This window comes from Ruegeria sp. BHSB196, assembly GCF_059613135.1.
This window is the reverse complement of record NZ_JBXWRY010000037.1, coordinates 16,806-35,776: the sequence shown is the minus strand read 5'-3', so window position 1 is coordinate 35,776 and position 18,971 is coordinate 16,806. Positions and strand designations below refer to the sequence as shown.

General features: G+C 63.6%; 13 protein-coding genes. 4 read left to right on the top strand and 9 right to left on the bottom strand.

The window, feature by feature from the left end:
* Positions 1 to 292, top strand: a 292-nt coding sequence (locus AC2FNJ_RS15960) for an SRPBCC domain-containing protein (RefSeq protein WP_496765642.1), incomplete at its 5' end; no start/stop codon positions are given.
* Positions 293 to 346: 54 nt separating this feature from the next.
* Here AC2FNJ_RS15960 and AC2FNJ_RS15955 read toward each other — a convergent pair.
* The 6 genes from AC2FNJ_RS15955 to AC2FNJ_RS15930 form a co-directional block, all read right to left on the bottom strand.
* The gene (locus tag AC2FNJ_RS15955; RefSeq protein WP_496765640.1) at positions 347 to 2,584 is read right to left on the bottom strand and encodes a glycosyltransferase family 2 protein; all 2,238 of its coding nucleotides are present in this window, start codon (positions 2,582 to 2,584) and stop codon (positions 347 to 349) included.
* 17 nt (positions 2,585 to 2,601) lie between these two features.
* Positions 2,602 to 4,353, bottom strand: coding sequence for an FkbM family methyltransferase (locus AC2FNJ_RS15950; RefSeq protein WP_496765639.1), 1,752 nt, complete (start codon positions 4,351 to 4,353; stop codon positions 2,602 to 2,604).
* Between the two features lie 2 nt (positions 4,354 to 4,355).
* On the bottom strand, positions 4,356 to 5,360 hold the full coding sequence (locus tag AC2FNJ_RS15945) for a glycosyltransferase family 2 protein (protein ID WP_496765637.1): 1,005 nt from the start codon (positions 5,358 to 5,360) through the stop codon (positions 4,356 to 4,358).
* A gap of 78 nt (positions 5,361 to 5,438) precedes the next feature.
* Positions 5,439 to 6,572: a hypothetical protein gene (locus AC2FNJ_RS15940; protein WP_496765635.1), complete on the bottom strand. Its 1,134-nt coding sequence runs from the start codon at positions 6,570 to 6,572 to the stop codon at positions 5,439 to 5,441.
* Positions 6,569 to 7,441: an FkbM family methyltransferase gene (locus tag AC2FNJ_RS15935; RefSeq protein ID WP_496765634.1), complete on the bottom strand. Its 873-nt coding sequence runs from the start codon at positions 7,439 to 7,441 to the stop codon at positions 6,569 to 6,571. The genes AC2FNJ_RS15940 and AC2FNJ_RS15935 overlap by 4 nt, the downstream gene beginning before the upstream one ends.
* Before the next feature lie 131 nt (positions 7,442 to 7,572).
* Positions 7,573 to 8,466 carry an FHA domain-containing protein gene (locus AC2FNJ_RS15930; RefSeq protein ID WP_496765632.1) on the bottom strand — a complete coding sequence of 298 codons (894 nt, stop codon included), beginning with the start codon at positions 8,464 to 8,466 and terminating at the stop codon, positions 7,573 to 7,575.
* A 131-nt stretch (positions 8,467 to 8,597) separates the two neighbouring features.
* On the opposite strand from AC2FNJ_RS15930, the gene AC2FNJ_RS15925 reads away from it, so the two are divergent.
* Both AC2FNJ_RS15925 and AC2FNJ_RS15920 read left to right on the top strand, forming a co-directional pair.
* Positions 8,598 to 9,053: a hypothetical protein gene (locus AC2FNJ_RS15925; protein ID WP_496765630.1), complete on the top strand. Its 456-nt coding sequence runs from the start codon at positions 8,598 to 8,600 to the stop codon at positions 9,051 to 9,053.
* A 13-nt stretch (positions 9,054 to 9,066) separates the two neighbouring features.
* A complete protein-coding gene (locus AC2FNJ_RS15920) occupies positions 9,067 to 13,536 on the top strand; it encodes a WD40 repeat domain-containing serine/threonine protein kinase (RefSeq protein WP_496765629.1) in 4,470 nt (1,489 codons plus the stop codon).
* A gap of 10 nt (positions 13,537 to 13,546) precedes the next feature.
* On the opposite strand, the gene AC2FNJ_RS15915 is transcribed toward AC2FNJ_RS15920, so the two are convergent.
* Complete coding sequence (locus AC2FNJ_RS15915) at positions 13,547 to 15,175, bottom strand: bifunctional aspartate transaminase/aspartate 4-decarboxylase (protein ID WP_496765627.1); 1,629 nt, start codon at positions 15,173 to 15,175, stop codon at positions 13,547 to 13,549.
* A gap of 13 nt (positions 15,176 to 15,188) precedes the next feature.
* On the bottom strand, positions 15,189 to 16,880 hold the full coding sequence (gene aspT, locus AC2FNJ_RS15910; RefSeq protein ID WP_496765626.1) for an aspartate-alanine antiporter: 1,692 nt from the start codon (positions 16,878 to 16,880) through the stop codon (positions 15,189 to 15,191).
* Between the two features lie 335 nt (positions 16,881 to 17,215).
* On the opposite strand from aspT, the gene AC2FNJ_RS15905 reads away from it, so the two are divergent.
* The gene (locus AC2FNJ_RS15905) at positions 17,216 to 17,533 is read left to right on the top strand and encodes an HPF/RaiA family ribosome-associated protein (protein ID WP_496765624.1); all 318 of its coding nucleotides are present in this window, start codon (positions 17,216 to 17,218) and stop codon (positions 17,531 to 17,533) included.
* A gap of 61 nt (positions 17,534 to 17,594) precedes the next feature.
* Here the strand turns inward: AC2FNJ_RS15905 and AC2FNJ_RS15900 are convergent, their stop codons facing one another.
* Complete coding sequence (locus tag AC2FNJ_RS15900; protein ID WP_496765623.1) at positions 17,595 to 18,971, bottom strand: hypothetical protein; 1,377 nt, start codon at positions 18,969 to 18,971, stop codon at positions 17,595 to 17,597.

Genomic DNA, 18,971 nt, shown 5'->3' with positions numbered 1-18,971 from the left:
CGTGAAAGCCCGGTTCGCGGGACATGTGGTTCTGGACCCCGCTGGCGCGCCGGATTCGTTTTCCCTGACCGGCGAGGGCAAGGGCGGCGCGGCGGGCTTTGCCAAGGGCGGCGCGGATGTCACCCTGCTGGAAGACGCTGGCGAAACGATCCTGAAATACACTGCGACGGCCGAGATCGGAGGAAAGATCGCGCAGCTTGGCAGTCGTCTGATACAAGGAACGGCCAAGAAGCTGTCGGCCCGTTTCTTTGCCAGGTTTGCCGAGGTCGTCAGCGAGCGGGTCGGAGCATGATCCGACTGCTGAAGGGCCGCAGGCACGGACGGTCGCGCGCGCTCCCTTGGCCTCTCAATGCGCGGTGTCGCCCCGCTCGACGGTGAAGAAGAACTCCTCTTCCGGCTTTCTTGCCAGGATTTCGTCGGGAATGACATCGGGACCGGAGAGAAACACGTTGGCCCCGAAATGCGCGTGCATCCGGGACAGTTTTTCAAGCCGTGGACCGGTCAGGTCGGAATAGAAGCTGCCGTCGGCGGGTTGCGATCGGAGTTCCGCGATCTTCTCGCGGTGCCGGAGCACCGAATGGCCATGAGCCGCGCGGATTTCCGGGTCGGCCATCAGCCGATCCCACTCGGCGCGCAGAAGCGGCAGCCGCTTCAGGATCGAGGTCTCGCGTTCGGCATTGTTGTTCATCCGAAACCAGTAGGCGAGCCCCTGATCGCGATCCACATGGTTCACGCGGCCCCGGTCGCGTTTGACCAGAAAGCTTTCGGCCGAGCGCACGGCATAGTGGTTCAACTGCACAAGGTCATAGCCATAGGTGCCGACCGTCGAGCGCCATCCGGTCCGGTACATCTGACGTGGCAATGGCCGGCCCGAACCGTTGACCCACCGGATTTCCTCCCAAAGTTGGGGGTGCAGACCCTTGGGCCGGTGAACCCCCAGCTTCTTGAACAGGCCCAGGTTCCGGAACAGCGTCTTGAATCCCCAGGCCTGATGCGGCTTGCGGCACAGTTCGGGTGCACAGCGGGTGAACTGCTCGGTCACGAATGCGTCACGGAACGCGTGCACGTCGTCATTGCCGAACAGACGCCAGGTCATGGCGATCATGTTGGCATCGGGTACGGCACCGAACAGCGCGTCCAGGGTTCCATCGCCCACCTTGATGTTGACGAATTCGTCAACGTCGATCACCGCGATCCACTCGGCATCGCGGATCACGGCTTCGTCCTCGGCGGATCGAAGCCCGGCATGTTGCGGCGGCAGGTCCAGGTCGCGGTAGGTGTTCCGGCGATGGTGCACCAGGCCGCGGTCCTGCAGCAGATCCAGCATCGCGTCCGTTCCGTCCGTGCAGTCGTTGGTGTAGACGAGCACGTCGTCGAACCCGATGGCGCGGTGATGGGCCAGCCATTCCAGAATGAACGGCCCCTCGTTCTTCATGCAGGTGACGATGGCGCGCCGACCGTTTGTTTTTGCCGCCGGGCGCGGTTGGCGTTTGGGCATGCGCGCCGGTTCCTCGCCCCAAACCCGTTCGGCCTGTTCGATCAGCGGTGGATATTCGACCAGCGATGTCTTGGGAACGATCTGCCCGACCTGATCTGTCGGGTGGCGGATGGCCATGTGCCGAAAGAACCCCACCGCGCGTCCCGGGTCGGGGCGCAGATTGGCGATCCGAACCGCGCGCCAGACCGCGTCGGGGGGTGACTTTTGCGGCGCCACACACCAGCTGCTGCGGCTGGGCGGTGTGTCGAACTGGATGCAGACATGCTCCGCGTATCCGGGTGCGCGGGCGTTGCGAACCTGCCAAGGATAGCAGTTTCGGCCGATCAACGGGATCGCAGCGGATGCGCTGTCGGCTGCCTGATCGAAGGCGCTGGGACCGTCGCCGCGTTCCAACAGGTCGTGTACGTCCAGCCGCGCCACTGCGCGGGCGGCGTTCAGGAACCTGTGGCGCAGAATCTCGAACAGGATGGAATGGCCGAGCGGCGCGGTCCAGGGATCGGGCGGCGGAACCCGCATCCGGTCCTTGCCCGGCGCATCGGGAACGCAGAACGGATGCGCTTCGGGTGGCAGGCCGGCTTTGCCCAGCGGGAAGTTCGAACGCACAAGGGCCACACAGACAAGACCCGGGATGCCCGCCAAACCTTTCTCCAGCGCCTCGGAGAACCCGGCGTCCGGGCCGGGCCCGGCCCGGTTCAGGATCACGGCCCCGGTTGCCCCGTGGTGGGCGGCATGAAACCGCAGCCAATCCAGAACGGTCGCGGCCGGTTCGCCGTTTCGTACGCCCAAGAGCGCGTTCGTTTGCGCGAATGGCGCCTGATCGTGCCCCGCAACGTCGATCACGACCCGTTTGCCGCCGATGTTCAAGGTCGTCCGGTCGTCCAGGCCGGAACAAACCCATTGTTCCGCGCCGCCGATAACTCGGGTCTCCACCGTCGTGGCACGGTCCGGCAGGGCAATCTGGCGTTCGGTCGCCGCGCCGGCGAAGGACAGCACCACCCGCCCATCCGGCCGGCGCACCGCATCCAGGAGCACGGTGTCGCCGGTTTCCGCGCCGACCAATGCTCTCTGGATGAATTTCGGGTTCACGTCGGAGTCACACGTTTTCAATCGGTTGCACGGGCGGCCTGCTCAACCGGGGGATCGGTTTCGGCCGGTTCGCCGTCCCAACTGTTGGTGAAGATCCAGTCGCGACGTTCCCGGAACTCCGGCTGGTCCAGCAACGCCCTGGCGCGTTCGCGGTGTTTGTCGCAGGCCAGTTGGTGCAGGCGGTTCAGTTCGGTATCGGCCATCAGGCTTTCCAGTTCCTTGCGGAACCCCGCTTGCTGGCGCTCGAAGGTCGAAGTCAGCTCTTCGTTACGGTTGCGCAACCTCCAGTATCGGTGGGACACCTGTTTTTTCTGCACGACGACATCGCCACGGAACATCTTGATCAGATAGCTTTCCAGCGACCGCAGCGGGAAGTGATCGAGAACGACCAGATCATAACTGCCGCGAACGTCAATGCCGTTGAGCGTGGGGTCTTGGGCCAGCGTTTGCAGCGGCCTGCCGGATCCGTCGAGCCAGACCACCGGTCCGCGGTCGTCATGAAAATCGGGGCGGTGGTTGCGCGGTTTCCTCAGCTTGTCGCTCAGCCGCACGATCGTCTTGACGCCGCGCTGCGCCTTTCGCCATCCCGGGCTCTCCGTCTGATGGCGCGGGAACTGTTCGGTCATCAGGCCCGGCTCGAATGCATACCGGTTGTTGGATCCGTGGTTCAGTTCCGACATGCTCAACGCGTCGAAATAGCCGGCGGCCCGCAACAGATCACGCATCGTGCCGTCACCGACCCTTATGTTGACGTATTCATCCACATCCATCGAGATGAAGAAATCCGCCTGCCGCCATTCGCGCAGATGCGGCGCGTAGGCCAGCGCGACCGGCTGGAAATAGGTCGAGCCGGTGGCCAGCGCCGGGTTGGGCAAGTGGCGGACCATGCCCAGGTCTTCCAGCCGGTCGAGGATCTGATCGGTGCCGTCGGAACAGTCGTTGGTGAAGACGACGAAACCCTGAATTCCGATCGACCGGTGCCAGGCGATCCATTCCAGAATGAACGGCCCTTCGTCCTTCATGCAGGTCGTCACAAGAAACCTGGGGTCGTTCGGCGGCCATGCCCGGGCTTCGGCCGGCAGGGTGGGGCGGACGAAACAACGGACGCTTGTGGATTTCTCGACGGACTCGATCTGCAGGCCGCGGCGCTGGAAGAGATCGTAGAGTGCTTCAACATTGCGACGCCCGTAGACCTTGTGATGAAACTCCATGATCAACACGCGCACATTGGACAGGTCCACATCGTCGAACAGCCCCAGCTCACCGCCCTCGATGTCGCAGACGATGACCGTGGGATCGTGCGTTGCCATCAGATCCTTGATGCCGTGGCTGGCGATGCTGATGGTCCGCTCGTAGGGGCGGCTGTCGGGTTCCAGCGACGAGGCCCAGAAATCGGCCCGCAGGTAGAAGTCCAGCGGCCCCGCGCCGTCGGGGGCCACCACGCCGTTCAACAAGGTCACGTTTCCGGCGCCGTTGAGCCGGTGGGTTTCGCGGATCAGGGGGATCAGTTCTGGATTGGCCTCGACCGCGACGACGCTTTCGACGCCCTCGGTCGTGGCTGCCAAGGTGGACAGCAGGCCGACGCCGGCGCCGAGTTCCAGAACCCTGTCGCCAGGTCGCAACAATTTGCGCAGGGCGGCGAATTCGCCGCCTTCGTAGCGATTGTTGCGCATCGGCTTTTCGATCGGCGGCGTGATGATCCGGGGCACGAACGGCACTTTCACGCCGTTGGTTTCGATCACTTCGTCATATTCAAGTGTCGCCGCCATTGTCACAGGTTCGCTTCCCTCAGTCTCGGCATTTCCCGTCCCGGAAATCCCTCGGCGATCCTTTCATAGATATCCCGGTAATAGGCATCCTGCATCAATTCCTCGAAAACGGCACGGTTTGCATCCCGGCCTTCGCGGTGAAGCAAGGCGATACGCCCTCGGGTCTTGTCGTCCATGCGTTTCATCTCGGACCGGGTTTGCGGACCTCTGTTGGCGGCGGCCAGATCCTGTGCGTCGTTGATGTCGAAACTCCGCCAATACTCGGTATCCACCGCGCGTTCGTGGTTGGCGGTGCGACCGCGCCCGGACTTGACCAGGAACCTCTCCAAATCCCGGATGGCATAGTGATTGACCTGCGCCAGTTTGCGGCAGCCGGGGTCTTTCGACCGCCAACCGGGATCGACGTTCGGATCCAGAAGTATGCCCGAACCGTTGCACATCACGCTCGGCACATCGGCAAAGGCGTCCTTGGGTTTGTGGATGCCGATGCGCTTGAAGGCGTTGGGTTTGAAGATCGACTTGAACCCCATCATGCGCTCGGCGATGCGCGCGGGCTTTTCGGCAAGCGTGAATTCTTCCGTAACCAGGCCCGGCGGCATGGTTGCATGATGAGAACTTCCGAAGGCTTTCCAATGAATGGTGCAGGCATTTGCCTCGGGCGGAAGGGCATCGACAAGGTCGGCGACCGTGCCGTTGCCGACATGGACAACCAGAAACTCGTCGCAATCGAGCGCCATCGCCCATTCCGCGGCCTTGTATTCGTCGAGCCGGGATGCCCGCCGATATGCCTTGTTTTGCCAACCCTTGTTGCGGGAACGATTGGGAAAATGCTGGATGAAGCCATGCTTGGCCATCGTGCGCAGCATCTTTTGCGTACCATCGACGCTGTCGTTTTCGTAGATCGCGATATCGGTAAAGCCGATGGCCCTGTGATACGCCACCCATTCCCAGAGGTTCGGCGCTTCGTTCTTGACGGTCAACGCTAGAAAGAACCTGCGGTCGGACACGTTTCGGACTGCCCTTGTGGTGTTTTGCCTCGCGTCCAGACCGTACCAGTTGCGTTTCGGGCTGACAACAGCGCGCCCTCATGCGCCCGGTCGGCGCTGCCATTTTGCGAACACACGTTGCATGGTTTCGATCAGTTCGGGGTTTCGCACAAGGTCCGGTCCGGCTTCGGACCGGTCGAATTTCCACGAGGTCGAGATCTGCCGGAAATGCCAAAGCCGGAAATCCGGATCGACCGGGTCGTGCCGGTTGTCGATGAAGTGGGTCAGCCACTGCTTGCCCTTGTGTGGGCCCTGCGGCGCGACGCACCATTTGCGGTTTGCCTTTGGACGGCCCGTTGCGCTGACATGCGAATGATCGGCGTGGCGCGCGTAACCGTCGGGGCCGGGTTTGGGGGCGTAGACCCATTCCGCATCGGCGCGCGTATAGCCCGCCTCGGATGCCACCGTCGCATCAAAGATCGACTGGCCGCGGAAGGAATGGAACAGTTCGTCGATATCCGCGTTCACGACGGCGCGGGCCCGGGCGAAGAACCGCAATCGCCCGAGTTCGGCCATCGACCGCTGCAGAAAGAGCGAGTTGTAGGCGCTGCGGTTTTCCGCGGTCGGACCGAACGGGTACCGCGCGCGCAGGATCGCCGCTTTGCGCAGGCCGGGAACCGAACCCAAGGTCTGCCGCAAGTCGGTCGGCGCATAAGCGGTGGAGCCATTGTCGGCCAGCACCACGGTCTCGAGCCCATGTTCGCGCACGTAGTAGCCGAGCCAGTCGGCGATCCAGTCCAGCCGGTTGTCCAACGAAATCGTGTAGATCCCGTTCAAGCCGCCGAATTCCTGGACAAAACAGCGCCCCACCGACAGGCGCGCTCCGAAATCCGCATGCGTGATGGACAGATCGCGCCCTTGGGCCGCGTCGAGCGCGATGATCGAGCATCTGGACAGATCGCGGATCGCCTTGATCTGGACGGAAGCGCCATCCAACCGGAACTCCGCCTCTGCCATGCGGGCGCGGAAATTCAGCAGGGGTGGCCCGATCAACAGGATTTCACCGGCTTCGCTGTCCTGAAAGCAGTCGTAGACCAGCGTGGTCCAGTCATACCGCGTGTCATAGGCCGCATCGTGATGCGCCGGCTTGCCAAAGCGGTCGCGCCTGAGATCGGGCCGGTTGGCCGGTATCCCGAAGCCCGAGAGTTCCAGATCGAAGACTTCGGCGCTCATGGGTCTCGCAGAAATCTGCGGGGCAGGTGCGGAACGTAATCCTCCGGAACGTTGCGGTCGATTGCGCCGCGCCCGACCAACAGATCGAGGCAGTGAAGGGTCAGGTCGAAGCTTTCGAAAACCGCGTCGGACAGGATTGCCAGCGCCTTCAACTGACCGTCGTCCAGCCTGTCCGGCTCGCGCAGGTCGCGCACGAAAACGGCGTCCCCGTCGAGGGCCTGACTGGCGATCCTGGCGCCTTTCAGCCGGGCCGACTGTGAGTTTCCGATATGGGATTTCTTTTCGAACAGCGTCTTGTGAAATCGCAGTCCCAGGTCCGATAGCCGGGCGATCTGGGCATCGAGCAAGGGTTCGTCCTGGTACAGTGGATAGAACCGCAGCTCGGTCATCACGGCGACGGCGCGGGACAGCTTTTCGCCGCCGTTGTCGAAGATCAGCGCCTCGGCCCCCTGGACATCGATCTTGAGCAGGTCGATGCGGTCGATGGAGTCGATGTCATCAAGGCGCCGAGTTTCGATCTCTGCCGTCTCGATCAGCGTCGCCGACCCTTCGGATCGTCCGAGAAAAGCGATCGACTTGGGGTCGAGCGGAAAGATCGAGCTCAGACCGGACCGGCGGTAGATGTGCAACGGATGCACGCGACCGTCGCCAACGGCACAGTTTTCGTAGTGCTCGTGTGGCCCCTTTTCGGCCAGCAGCCGCTCAAAGGCGCCCTTTTGCGGTTCGAACCCGTGAACCTCGCACAACCCGGCGGACAGCAGCGGCTTGTAGGCTGGATCTTCCAGGGGGTTCGCGCCGATATCGACAATCACCGGCGCTTGGTCGGCGCCAAGGCACTCCGACAGGAAACGCCATCGGGCAATCGTCATGTCCTGCATTTCGTCCAACTCGCTCGACCGTCGCGCCGTTTCACCCGACCGCACTTTTTCTGCCCCTGACCACCGGGATGCGTGGGGCCCACATTAGCCGTTCCACCCGGTCGCATCCACCGGGAATTGCATCACTCCGCCTGTTGCCCGCCCCGCGCCGGCGATGCCATCAACGCATATTCGACCACCGCGGCGGTGGATTGGGCAATCGGCGCGCCAAGAGACACATGCCCGGTGCCCGTCAGCGTCACGCTGGCGCGTTTCAGAACGGTTTCGGCGTCCTGCTCGGTTCTGACGAAACTGCCCAGCGTGCTGTGGTCGCGGAACTCGACGATGCCGTTGGCGATCGAAACCGTGGCGTGACGCCGCGACACCCAGGGCGCGGAAATCACCAGATCACAGTCCTCCGCACGGCCCAGCACCAGTTCGTGCCCATCCGACAACCAAAGAACCTCGGATTTGTGCTTGAGGCAGAGATCGGTCGTTCTGGAGGTATGCGTCTGCTTCATGAAGAAGTTGACGGTTCGTCCCGTGGGATCTTCGGCGATGTGGGAATAGACGGCCCGGCTGTCCGCCGCCCCCTTGAGCCGCAAAACGTCAACCTCCCGCAGCGTTTCGCGAACCGGTTCGCTGAGTTGCTGAAAGCAGCCTTGATCGACCAGCACCTCGTGCGGCTTGGCCAGCGACGACAAGCGCGCGGCGACGTTGACCGGGGTTCCGAACAGATCCTCGGGGAACTTCATCATGTCGCCCCAGCTCACACCGGCATGAACCTGGAGAACGGAGTCCGCAGACCTCTCGACGACGCGTTCCGCCACTTCGACCGCGGCGTCGGCCTCGGGGAAGAACGCCAGAATGTCGTCGCCTTTGGAATGGATGAATTCGCCGCCCGCCTGCCGGACCTGGTCCCGCATGGTTTCCAGGCGCAAGCCGATTTCCCGCATGGCGCGCGGCGCGCCTTCCCGCTCGAAAAACGGGGTGCTGCCGGAAATGTCCGCAATCAACGCCGCGCCGATGACACGCATGCACCACACTCCAGCCTGGAAGGGCCAGGTTGCGCCGTTGGCGACAAGCTGGCAGTTGTAACGTTATTGTGTTAGGTTTGCACACAATAGTGATTAGAGCAATTTCAGACCTGGCAGGAGGCCACCAGACGATGGAACGTCACAAGTCATTCGGTTTTACAGTCTTTTCCATGTTGTATCTCGCCGCAGGGGCAAGCTTTGTCGCGCCGGCCGCAGCGCAGGACTCGAATGCCTGCCCGGTCGATGGATGTGCGGTTGAAATCTTGTCCGTCACCAAGGACGGAGACGAGTTGACCGTCGAGCTGAACTCCAACTTCAGCCCGGACATGTCCAAGAACCATTTCCACATCTGGTGGGGCGAGCTCTACGACGTGAAGCAGGTCAGCAACAACGCCGAGTCGGAACATGGGGTCGAACAGGGCGATTGGCATCCGACCGACGCTTATCCAAGCTATACGACGACGGGCGTCACTTCGGTGGCGGCACGCGGAGATGCCGTGTCGCTGTGCGTGTCGGCGGCGGATCGCAATCACGACATTTTGGACCCGGAAAAGTTCACCTGCGTTGACGTTTCGGATCAATTCTAGTCCGGGAACTTGAATGGAACTACCTGGCTACGTCGGACGCTATGTCGTTCGCCGCAAGATCGCGCGTGGCGGTTTTGCGGTGGTGGCCTTGGCGTGGGACGAGGAATTGCAGGCCGAAGTCGCCATCAAGATCCTTCAGTCGCACGAGGAAGAGAACGAATTCCTCAAGCATCGGTTCATCGAAGAAGCGCGGCTGTTGCGACGTATCAAGTCCTACAGCATCGTCGGGGTGCACGATATCGGGCGGCTTTCGGACGGAAGCCCGTATTTCGTCATGGACCACGCCGATCTGGGAACGCTGACCGACCAGCTGCGCGCGCATGACGGGCCGTTTCCGGGCCTGCCGCAAAAGGACATCCTGCAACTCGTCGATTCGCTGACCTCCGGTCTGTCGGCGATCCACCGGGCCGGGGTCATCCATCGGGACATCAAACCGGACAACATCCTTTACCAGTCCATCGGCGCCCGCCAACGGCCGGAGGCTCCGCCAAGCGACGACTCGGATCACACGGTCCTGTTTCCCGCGCCGCAGACCCGGCAACCGGCCCAGGTCCGCGTCATGATCGGCGATCTCGGCATTGCCAGCGATGCGCTCGGCGACACCAACGCCTCGTTGCTCATGGGGGGGACGCCGGCCTATATGGCGCCCGAGCAATTCGAGGCGGATGGCGGGGTAAGTCCCGCGGCCGACATCTATTCGGCGACCGCGGTCCTGTGGTTCGCGCTCACCGGCGCCCGCCCGCCCGACGCCGTGGCCGTGGAAGAGGAAATCGACTGCCTCGCCGAGCCTTGGCGGCATTTCTTTCTGCGCGGCATGGCGGCCGATCCGGCACAACGGTTCGAAGACGTGGAGGCGTGGAGCAGTGCAGCCCAGGACGTCATGGCCCGGATCGCCGCGGAGTTTCCCGACCCGACCGAGCTGCGCCCCGACGACACCAGCCTGCCGAGCCCCGGCACCGATTGCCCCTATCGCGGCCTCAGCGCCTTCCAGCCCGAGGACGCGGATCGGTTCTTCGGTCGCGAGGAACTGGTGGCGGACATCCTTCAACGGGTCCGCACGCAAAAGGTTCTGGTCGTCGGGGGCTCGTCGGGCAGCGGAAAGAGCTCCTTGATCCGTGCCGGTCTGATTTCCGCGCTCAGGCAAGGCCGCCTGCCGGGCAGTGAAACCTGGCGGATCGAGCTTTTCACGCCCGGCAGCGACGCACTGTCCGAGTTGTATTTCCGGCTGCGGGGCGATCAGGAAAATGCGCGAGTCCGGCTGGACGAGTTCATCGCGCGGCCCACACTGGCCCGGCAGGTCATTCAGGCGGCAGGGGAACAGCCGCTGCTGTTGGTCATCGACCAGTTCGAAGAGCTGTTCACGCTCAACCACGAGGACGTGGCGCAAGGCTTTGTCGATGCCCTTGCCGCAATCACGGATCCGGCCGACAGCAACGTACGGATCGTTCTGACCATCCGGGCGGACTTCTATCAGAACTGCGCCGCCCTGCCGTGGTTGGCCGAGGCCGTCAGCCGCAATCAGGTTCTGGTCGGCCCGATGACGGCCAGTGATCTGAGACGCACCATTGTCGAACCGGCCCGACTGTCCGGCCTTTACGTCGAACAGCATCTGGTCGATGCGATCCTGTCCGAGGCGGGTGACGACGCGGGTGTTCTGCCGCTCCTGTCCCATGCGCTGGTGGAAACCTGGCTGCGCCGCCTGGGGTCCACGCTGACTTACGAAGGGTACCGGAGCAGCGGCGGCATTGCCGGGGCGATCCGCCAGACGGCGGACGCGGTCTTTGACAACGACTTTTCGGACCAAGAGCGCTGTGTGGCGGAACGATTGCTTCTCAGCCTCGTCATTCCGGGCGAGGGCGGCGGGGACACCCGCCGGATCGTCGCGCGGTCCGAATTGCGCGACGACACCGATGCCCCGGTCATGGAACGGGTCATCAAGCGTCTGACCGAGGCCCGGCTGCTCACCGTCGATGACGAAACGGTGCAGATCACGCATGAAGCGTTGCTGCGGTCATGGCCGCGCCTGAGCCGCTGGATCGAACGGTCGCGGGGCGACCTGCGCCTGCGTCTGCGCATCGTGCAGATGGCCGACGAATGGATCGAGTCGGACCGTGATCCCGAAATGCTGCTCAGGGGTGCGCGGCTGGGATATGTGCTCGAATGGCTCGAGAACAACCGGGACAGGACCGGGGCCAAGGAGAGAGAGTTTCTGGAAGCGAGCGCACAGGCGCAGAAAGCCGCCGAGGATGCGGCCAACAGACGCCAGGCGCAGCGCAGGCGGTTTCGCAACATCGCCGTGGGCGCCTTGACCATTCTGGCGATCGGCACGACCGCGGCCTCGTTCATCGCTCTCAAACAGTCCCGGCAGGCGCAGGAAAACGCGGCTCTGGCAGATGCCGCGACGGTCAAGGCCAATGACAGCTTTGCCAGCGCCCTGGGCGCGGCGGCGGCCGGCTATGCCACCGACGATCCACTTTTGGCGCTGAACCTGGCCGCCCAGTCGGTTGCCCGCTCGCGCAGCCCCAGCACCACATACGACGCGCGGGTGGCGCTGCTGCGGGCGCGGCTCGCCCTTGCAAAGGGCGCGCCGGTGCCCGACGGCGCCCCCGTCGCGGCAGGCGATGCGCTGGCCATCGCGATCGCGCCGGATGCGGGCGCGGTCGCGACCGGATCGCGGAACGGCATGGTCCGGATCCTGGATGGTGCGACGCGGCAGCAGGTCGGCGAAGACCTGGACATCGGCGTGGGCGGCATTCAGGACATCGCCTTTGCCCCCGATGGCTCGGCGTTGGCCGCGGTGGGAGACACCGGCCGCCTGGCACTCGTTCCGATCAGCAGCGGGTTTGCCGACCAGCCGCGCCTGCTGGGCGAGACCGGCGACGTCTTGTGGCGCCTCGCCTTCCATCCGTCCGAACCGGTGATCGCAACCGCCGGCGAGGACGGGCGCATCCGGGTCTGGGCTCTGTCCGGGACAGCCGACGCGGAAAGCCGGATCGTGGCAAGCAGAAACGGAGACTTCACCAGCGTCGCCTTCAGCCCGGACGGCGCGATGCTGGCGGCCGGCAACGGAACCGGCGAGGTCCGGCTGTGGAGCTACCCGGATAGCCGGCCGCTTTTTCCGCCGCAGACCACACTGCACTCCAGCGATGTCTGGGGATTGTCCTTCAGCCCGGACGAAGAGTTGTTGGCGACCGTCAGCAGCGATGGGTATTCCAGACTGATCGAAACCGGGACCGGCCTGTCCTTCGGTCAGGCGTTTCCGGAAAACGAGATGATCGGTGCCGCGCGCTTCTTGCATGAGGGCCGCAGGCTGATCGGCGGCGACTTCGAGGGCAGGTTGCTGATCTGGGATGCGGACACGCGCGAATTGCAGGCCCGGTCGCCATCAGGGCACATGGGGCGGATACTGGATATCGCGCTCGCGGACCGCCATCGCGTGGCCGCGACGTTGGGCTCGGACCAACAGGTCCGGTTCTGGCGCCTGGGCGCCACCGCGCCGTTTTCGGCGGAGTTTTCCGTCAGCGGGGACGCGCTGCCGAAGGGGTTGGCATTGGGGCGCGATCGCGCGGTCATTGCGGACACTTCCGGCGGTGTCGCCGTGCAGCCGCTCGACGGCGGCGAGGCCGTCGTTGCAGACGCAGTGCATGAGCACGAGGTCTGGGCCGCCGCCTTGTCGCCCGACGGCACCCGGATTGCGACCGCCGACCGGGCCGGTCGGATCATCGTTGCTGATGCCGCTTCCGGCGGCGAACTCCTGCGCCTGCCACCGATTGGCGAAGCGGTCTGGTCGGTCGAATTCTCCCAAGACGGCGCCAGGTTTTTGGCAGCGTCCGAAAGCGCGGCGCTGCTCATCGACGCCGGGACCGGCGAGATCGTGCAACGGTTTCGCCCGGACAAGGGCAGCATCACGCGCGCGGCGATGGATGCCGGACCCAGCCGCATCGCCGTCTCTACCAGTCTTGGCCAGATCCAGGTCTGGCCGGCAACCGGCGCGGCAGAGGCGGCGATTCTGGATGTTTCGGACAACCTGGTCTGGTCCGTGGCGCTGAGTCCCGATGGCAACCTGCTGGCTGCGGGTGACAGCGACGAGGTGGTGTCGGTCTGGGCGCTGCCGTCGGGCGAACGGCTGGTGGATTTCACCGGGCACGTCCGGGGTGCCACGGATGTGCTAATCCTGGATGACGGCGCAACTCTGGTCGCCAGCGACCGGCGCGGCGGGCTGCACATCTGGGACATCCCGTTCGGCAAGTCCATCGGCCACATTCCCGGTGCGCATGACGGCACGATCTGGCGGTTGGCCGCACATCCGGACGGGCAGAGCTTTGCCAGCGCCGGCGATGACGGCGTGGTGCGGGTGTGGGACGTGCTGAGCACGCGGTCCGCCTGCGATCTGGCGCGGGGCGTACTGGGACAGCAGCGCAAGGCACAGTTCCTGGGTGCGTCGGACGCGCCCGATGCGTGCACCCTTGAGATGGGTCACTGAACCGAGGCAGTTACCCGTCCGGATTTCCGTGCAGGGGCTGGCTCTGCGCCGCGCGGTAGGCTTGGACATAGCCCCGCGCCACGGCCCGGACCGCCCGCCCGATCTTGGCATAGGCTTCGTCCGGCAGGTTGGCAAAGGACACGCGCGCCGACCAGTCGGGCGCGTCGAAGCCGCCCCCGTTCAGCAGAACGATGGCGTGATCCTCGGCCAGCTTGAAGGCGATATCCAGCGGGTGGACATTCTCCTTGATCCATTCCACCACATCGTCGCCGACATACTTCCGCAGCCAGTATTCGAAATCGATGATCCCGTAATAGGCGTCGTAATGCGGGCCGGGGGTGACATCGACCCCAAGCGACTCGGTCATCAGCCTGAAGCGCCGATGCACGATTTCCATGCAGGCTTCCTGATACGCCTTCTTGGTATCGACCAGTTCGCACAGCGAAAACAGGGTCATCATGACCTGTTGCGGCAGCGACAGGCCCGAGGTGTGGTTCAGCGCCACGTCCCGGCTGTCGGCAACGATCCGGTCGATGAACCGGATGTCCCGCGGGTCGAGGCTGAGCGTGCCGTAACGCTTGTCCAGTGTCTGCTTGGTGGCTTCCGGCAGCGCCGCGAGCTTGTCGTCCAGAACATTGTCCTTTGCCACCGCAATCAGCCCAAGCCGCCAGCCGGTGCAACCGAAATACTTGGAGTAGGAATAGACCCCGATCGTGTTGCGCGGCAGATGGCCCATGAGAGACTGGAAATCATGCACGAAGGTGCCATAGACATCGTCGGTGAGAATGATCAGGTCGGGCCGGTGGTTTTTCACCAGATCGACCAACCGCGCAATCGACTCGCTGTTCATGGCGACCGAAGAGGGGTTGCCCGGATTGACCAGAAAGAACGCCTTGACCTTGGGATCCTTCAGCTTTTCCAGCTCGGCATCCAGAAACTGGAACCCGTCCTCCTCATGTGCCGAGACGTGAAGCGAGGTCAGATCGTAGTCTTCCAACTCCGGCATCTCCAGGTACGGCGTGAAGATCGGCGTCCCCAGCGCGATCGTGTCGCCGGCATTGAGCAGGCGGTTGTTCTTGAGCGCCTTGAAGATATAGCACATCGCCGCCGTTCCGCCTTCGACGGCGAACAGGTCGAATTTGGCCGACGGTCGGTGGCCGGCGCACATCGACCACATCAGGAATTCATGCGCGATGATTTCGTTGTGATGCAGGATGCGGTCGGGGACCGGATAATTGTCGCCGATGATCGAGTCGGTCAGTTCGTGCACGAAGGCATCCGGGTCGAAACCGAAAGCGCCGATGGCGTGTTCGACCACCTCCTTCAAGGTGTCGGCGCCCGGCATGTCGGCATGGTCGTCCAGCCAGGCCCGCAGCCGGTCGGCACATCCGGTCTGCGCCGGCATCCCGCCCAGGCCCACGGGCAGGTCCATGACCCGTTTGGACTCCGTGACGGCGAATTGGCCCAGCAGGAAAAAGGCTTCGCGCGGGCGCGTCGCGACCCAGTTTGGGTTGCCGCGCCCTGCGTTCAGGAACACGTGATTGGACCGACGGGAATCCGCACTGGCCAGTTTGATGAGTTCGTCCTTGATCTCGAACGGGCTGAGCGCCTCGTAATCGTGGAGCTTCAATTGATCCATCTTGGAATCCCTTTCAGAAACGAGCCATAATGATGACGACCACCATGCCGAAGATGGTCAAAAGCGTGTTGCCGATGGCGTAGGGCATGCCATAGCCGAGCGCCGGAATGCGGCTTTGCGCCGCCTCCTGGATCATGCCGAGGGCAGCCGTGGTCGTCCGCGCGCCTGCGCAGGCTCCGAACAGGATCGCGGGGTGAAACTTGAAGATGTAATATCCGACATAGATCGAAAAGATCATCGGCACCGAAGTCGCCACGATCCCCCAAAGCAGCAGGGCGAAACCTGCCTGTTTCAGACCATCCACGAAACCCGGCCCCGCGGTGATGCCGATCACCGCGATAAAGACGTTGAGGCCTAGCGTGTTCATCAACCACAAGGCAGGGCCAGGTATGCGGCCGAATGTCGGATGGATCGTGCGCAACCAGCCCAGCACCAGCCCGGCCAGCAATGCGCCGCCAGTGGTCGAAAGGCTGATCGGAAACCCGCCGAGGACGAAGGTGATCGCGCCGATCAGGCCGCCCACAAAGATCCCCCAACCCACAAAGGCCAGATCGGTCGCGTCAACCGGTCTGTCGGCATAGCCCAGGGCGTCGACCGCCGCCTCGACATGGCGCTTGCTGCCGGTGAGGGTCAGAATGTCGCCGCGATGGACCTCGGTCTTTGGCAGAATGGGTATCTCGACCATGTTGCGCATGATCTTGGTCAGGTAGACGCCGCGTGCCCGCGGCGATTTGGCGAGCTCTTCCAGAGTATGTCCGTGCACCTGCTTGTTGGTGACGAGGACATCCAGCTTTTCCGAGGCGAAGTTCAGGAGTTCCGGAACATCCGCTTCCTTGTAGGTGCCCTCCAGATGTTCGACCAGATCCGCCCGATGGCCGGAAAACACCACGATGTCCCCGGGTTGGAGTTCGGTGGCATCGTCCGCCTCGATCACCTGTCCGTTCCGGCGCAGCCGTTCGACAAAGATGCGCTCCTCCGGCATCAGCTCGCGCAGGGGTCTGCCCAGCAGCGGGCTGTCCGGGGTCATCACGAACGCCCGCGCCTCGATCACGTGATAGGCGGTGCCGCCCGCCCCATCGTCAGCTTCGGCCGCTTGACCGCCGCCAAGCTGTCGCTCGTATTCCCTGCAGGCCGCGGGGAGGTCCACACCGATCAGCCGCGGCCCGAGTTTGGCGAGGATCAGCGCCGAACCGATGGTGCCGTAGATGTAGGTCACCGCATAGGCGATCGGGATCTGGTTGGTGTACTTCTTGACCTCCTCGCCGGACAGCCCCAACTGGGTGATCTGGTCCGAGGCTACGCCGATGGAGGCGGAAATCGTCTGCGAGCCGGAATAGAGACCGGCGGCATATCCCAACTCCAGACCGGCCACGATCGCCGACAGCACCGGCGCGATCAGGCACACGATCAGAACGCTCAGCGCGAACAGGATCTGGCGGCCGCCATCGGATTTGAACCCGCGCATGAACTGCGGCCCGACACCGTATCCCACCGCGAAGATGAACAGGATGAAGAAGGTGGATTTGAGTTCCGAGGCGACCTCGATATGGGCCTGCCCGATAATGACCGCCGCCAGAAGGGTAGCGGTCACGGTGCCGATGCTGAAACCCCTGAAAGACAGCGGGCCAAGCAGAAACCCGATCCCGATGGCCAGAAAGACGGAAAGCTCCGGATTGTTCCGCAGCGTTTCAACAAACCATTGCATGCGGCAATTCTCCCTTTCTGGCGTGTGGTCACGCGACCGGGCGGCCGCCGTCGCAACTTCATTGGCATCTTCCGGTCCGGGATCAGGGTGCCATTCGACCGGACATGCCGGCATCTTGCCCCTGCCAACCCGTGAAGGTCAAAGACGGAATCCGCGCGCCGGCGGATTTTTTCGGATTCCCGGGACCGTGCCCGAATTTCCCAACGCACAGCTTGGTTCGGGACCGGGTTTCAGCCCGACGACCCAAAAAGTTTCCGCGGTCCGGCCGGTTCCAATCTTGCACCCGCCCATTGGGCGGCATAACTCTTGAGACAACGACAAAGCAGGAGTTTCAGATGCAAATCCAGGTGAATACCGACAATTTCATCCACGGCGACGAGCGGGTGATCGAGGTGGCCGAGCTGGCCGTGCAGAGCGATCTGGACCACCTGAGCGACCGGCTGACCCGTGTCGAAGTGCATCTGAAGGACCAGAATGCCGACAAGCACGGACCGGGCCACATCCGCTGCACCATCGAGGCGCGCCCGCGCGGCATGGGGCCGATGACGGCGCATCACGACGCGCCGGACATTCCGGCCGCCCTGAAAGGTGCCGCCAAGAAGCTGCGCGCAAGGCTGTCCAACGAATTCGAGAAACTGGACGCGCACCGGTAGTCTTTGTGGCCTGGTCCGGGCAGGTGGGCCGGAAACCTGCCCGATCGGTTTCAGGCTCCGGTCACGCGGGCCAGTTCGTGTCGTGCTCGCGCTGCGCCTTCGTCAGACCCTGATCGAAATACGCGTCGTAGTACTCGTTCTCCACGCGATGGGCCTGCAGCCAGATGCCCGGCGCGTGGATCGCTTCGCAATGCGCCGGAAAACGCCCGTGCGTTTCATAGATATAGGTGCAGATGTCGCGGGCGCAGTTGATCACGTCTTCTTCGTACTCGCCCGCTTCCTCAAGGTATTTGTCGCCGAACTCGCCCTTGTAGATCCGCGCGAACAGATCCTTGTTCTTGTAGATGCCGTCCTCGCCGAACTTGCCCGCGATGACCGCGTCCACGGCATCGGACATGGTGGCATAGTAGGGCGGGCACTTGCCCTTGATCAGGTGTTCGCCGTGATGGCGCAGGCCGACCGCGTGGGAGCGGACGTGTTTCATCTGCGCGACCGGCAGGGTGTGCCAGCGGAACAGGTCCAGGAACCGCCATTTCGGAGAGACGAAATCGAAATTCAGCATGTTCCCATACCGGTCGCGGAACTTCGGGTCGCCCAGCAGCACCGGGGGCGAGATCGCCGCATGGATCCAGCCGCCCAGCCCCAGCGCCTCGGTCACGAGGAACAGGTTCTGAATCAGCAGGTCCGCCTCGATCTGCGTGCGCATCTGGCCCAGCACACCCAGCGGAATCTTGATCTCGGGGTTCAGGAACCCCTTCTTGACCCACTGTTTCACCCCGGCCGGCTGATAGAAGTTCCTGTCATCGACGATGACGGGGCGGGCCTGATCGGGTTGCGTCAGCAGATACATCAGCGCGTTGATGTATTGGTGCGACAGGTCCACGACGGGAAAGAAGAGGGTCGAACCGGGCGTGTTCGACAAGAACCGGTTTGAATCGAGATAGGCGGGAAAGTCGCGCATGTCCCCGGGCACGTCGATGCGCCGGTCCAGGATCCGCACCTTGGCCTGTTCGGCCCGCTCCAGCAGCACATCCGGCGTCCAGTTGTCGGTGCCGCCGTCCAGCGGGTCGAGGCGGCGCAGGAAATAGGTGCCGCTGTCGTTGATCATGAAGAAGTGCGTGCCCTGCGCGTTGTCGGGGCTGCCGGCGGTGCGCCCCTCCATCACCAGGTTCGGCTTGGACATGATCGGATCGCCGGTTTCGTCATCAAAGAACGGCCGATCCGGCATCGTCATGCCGGTGGCTCCTGTCGCCGCGATCAGGATCGCCTCTTGCAGCGGATCGAGGGGCGCGCGTTCGTTCTGCGACTGCCAGCTCAGCGACCCGGCGACCACGTTCGAACCCCGGCTCACCCGCTTGGTGCGCCGGTTCCAGAGCGTGTGCGCCAAAGGCGCTTTGAGAAAGGCGGCGAGTCCCTTGGTGGTTTTGGCTCTGGCCAT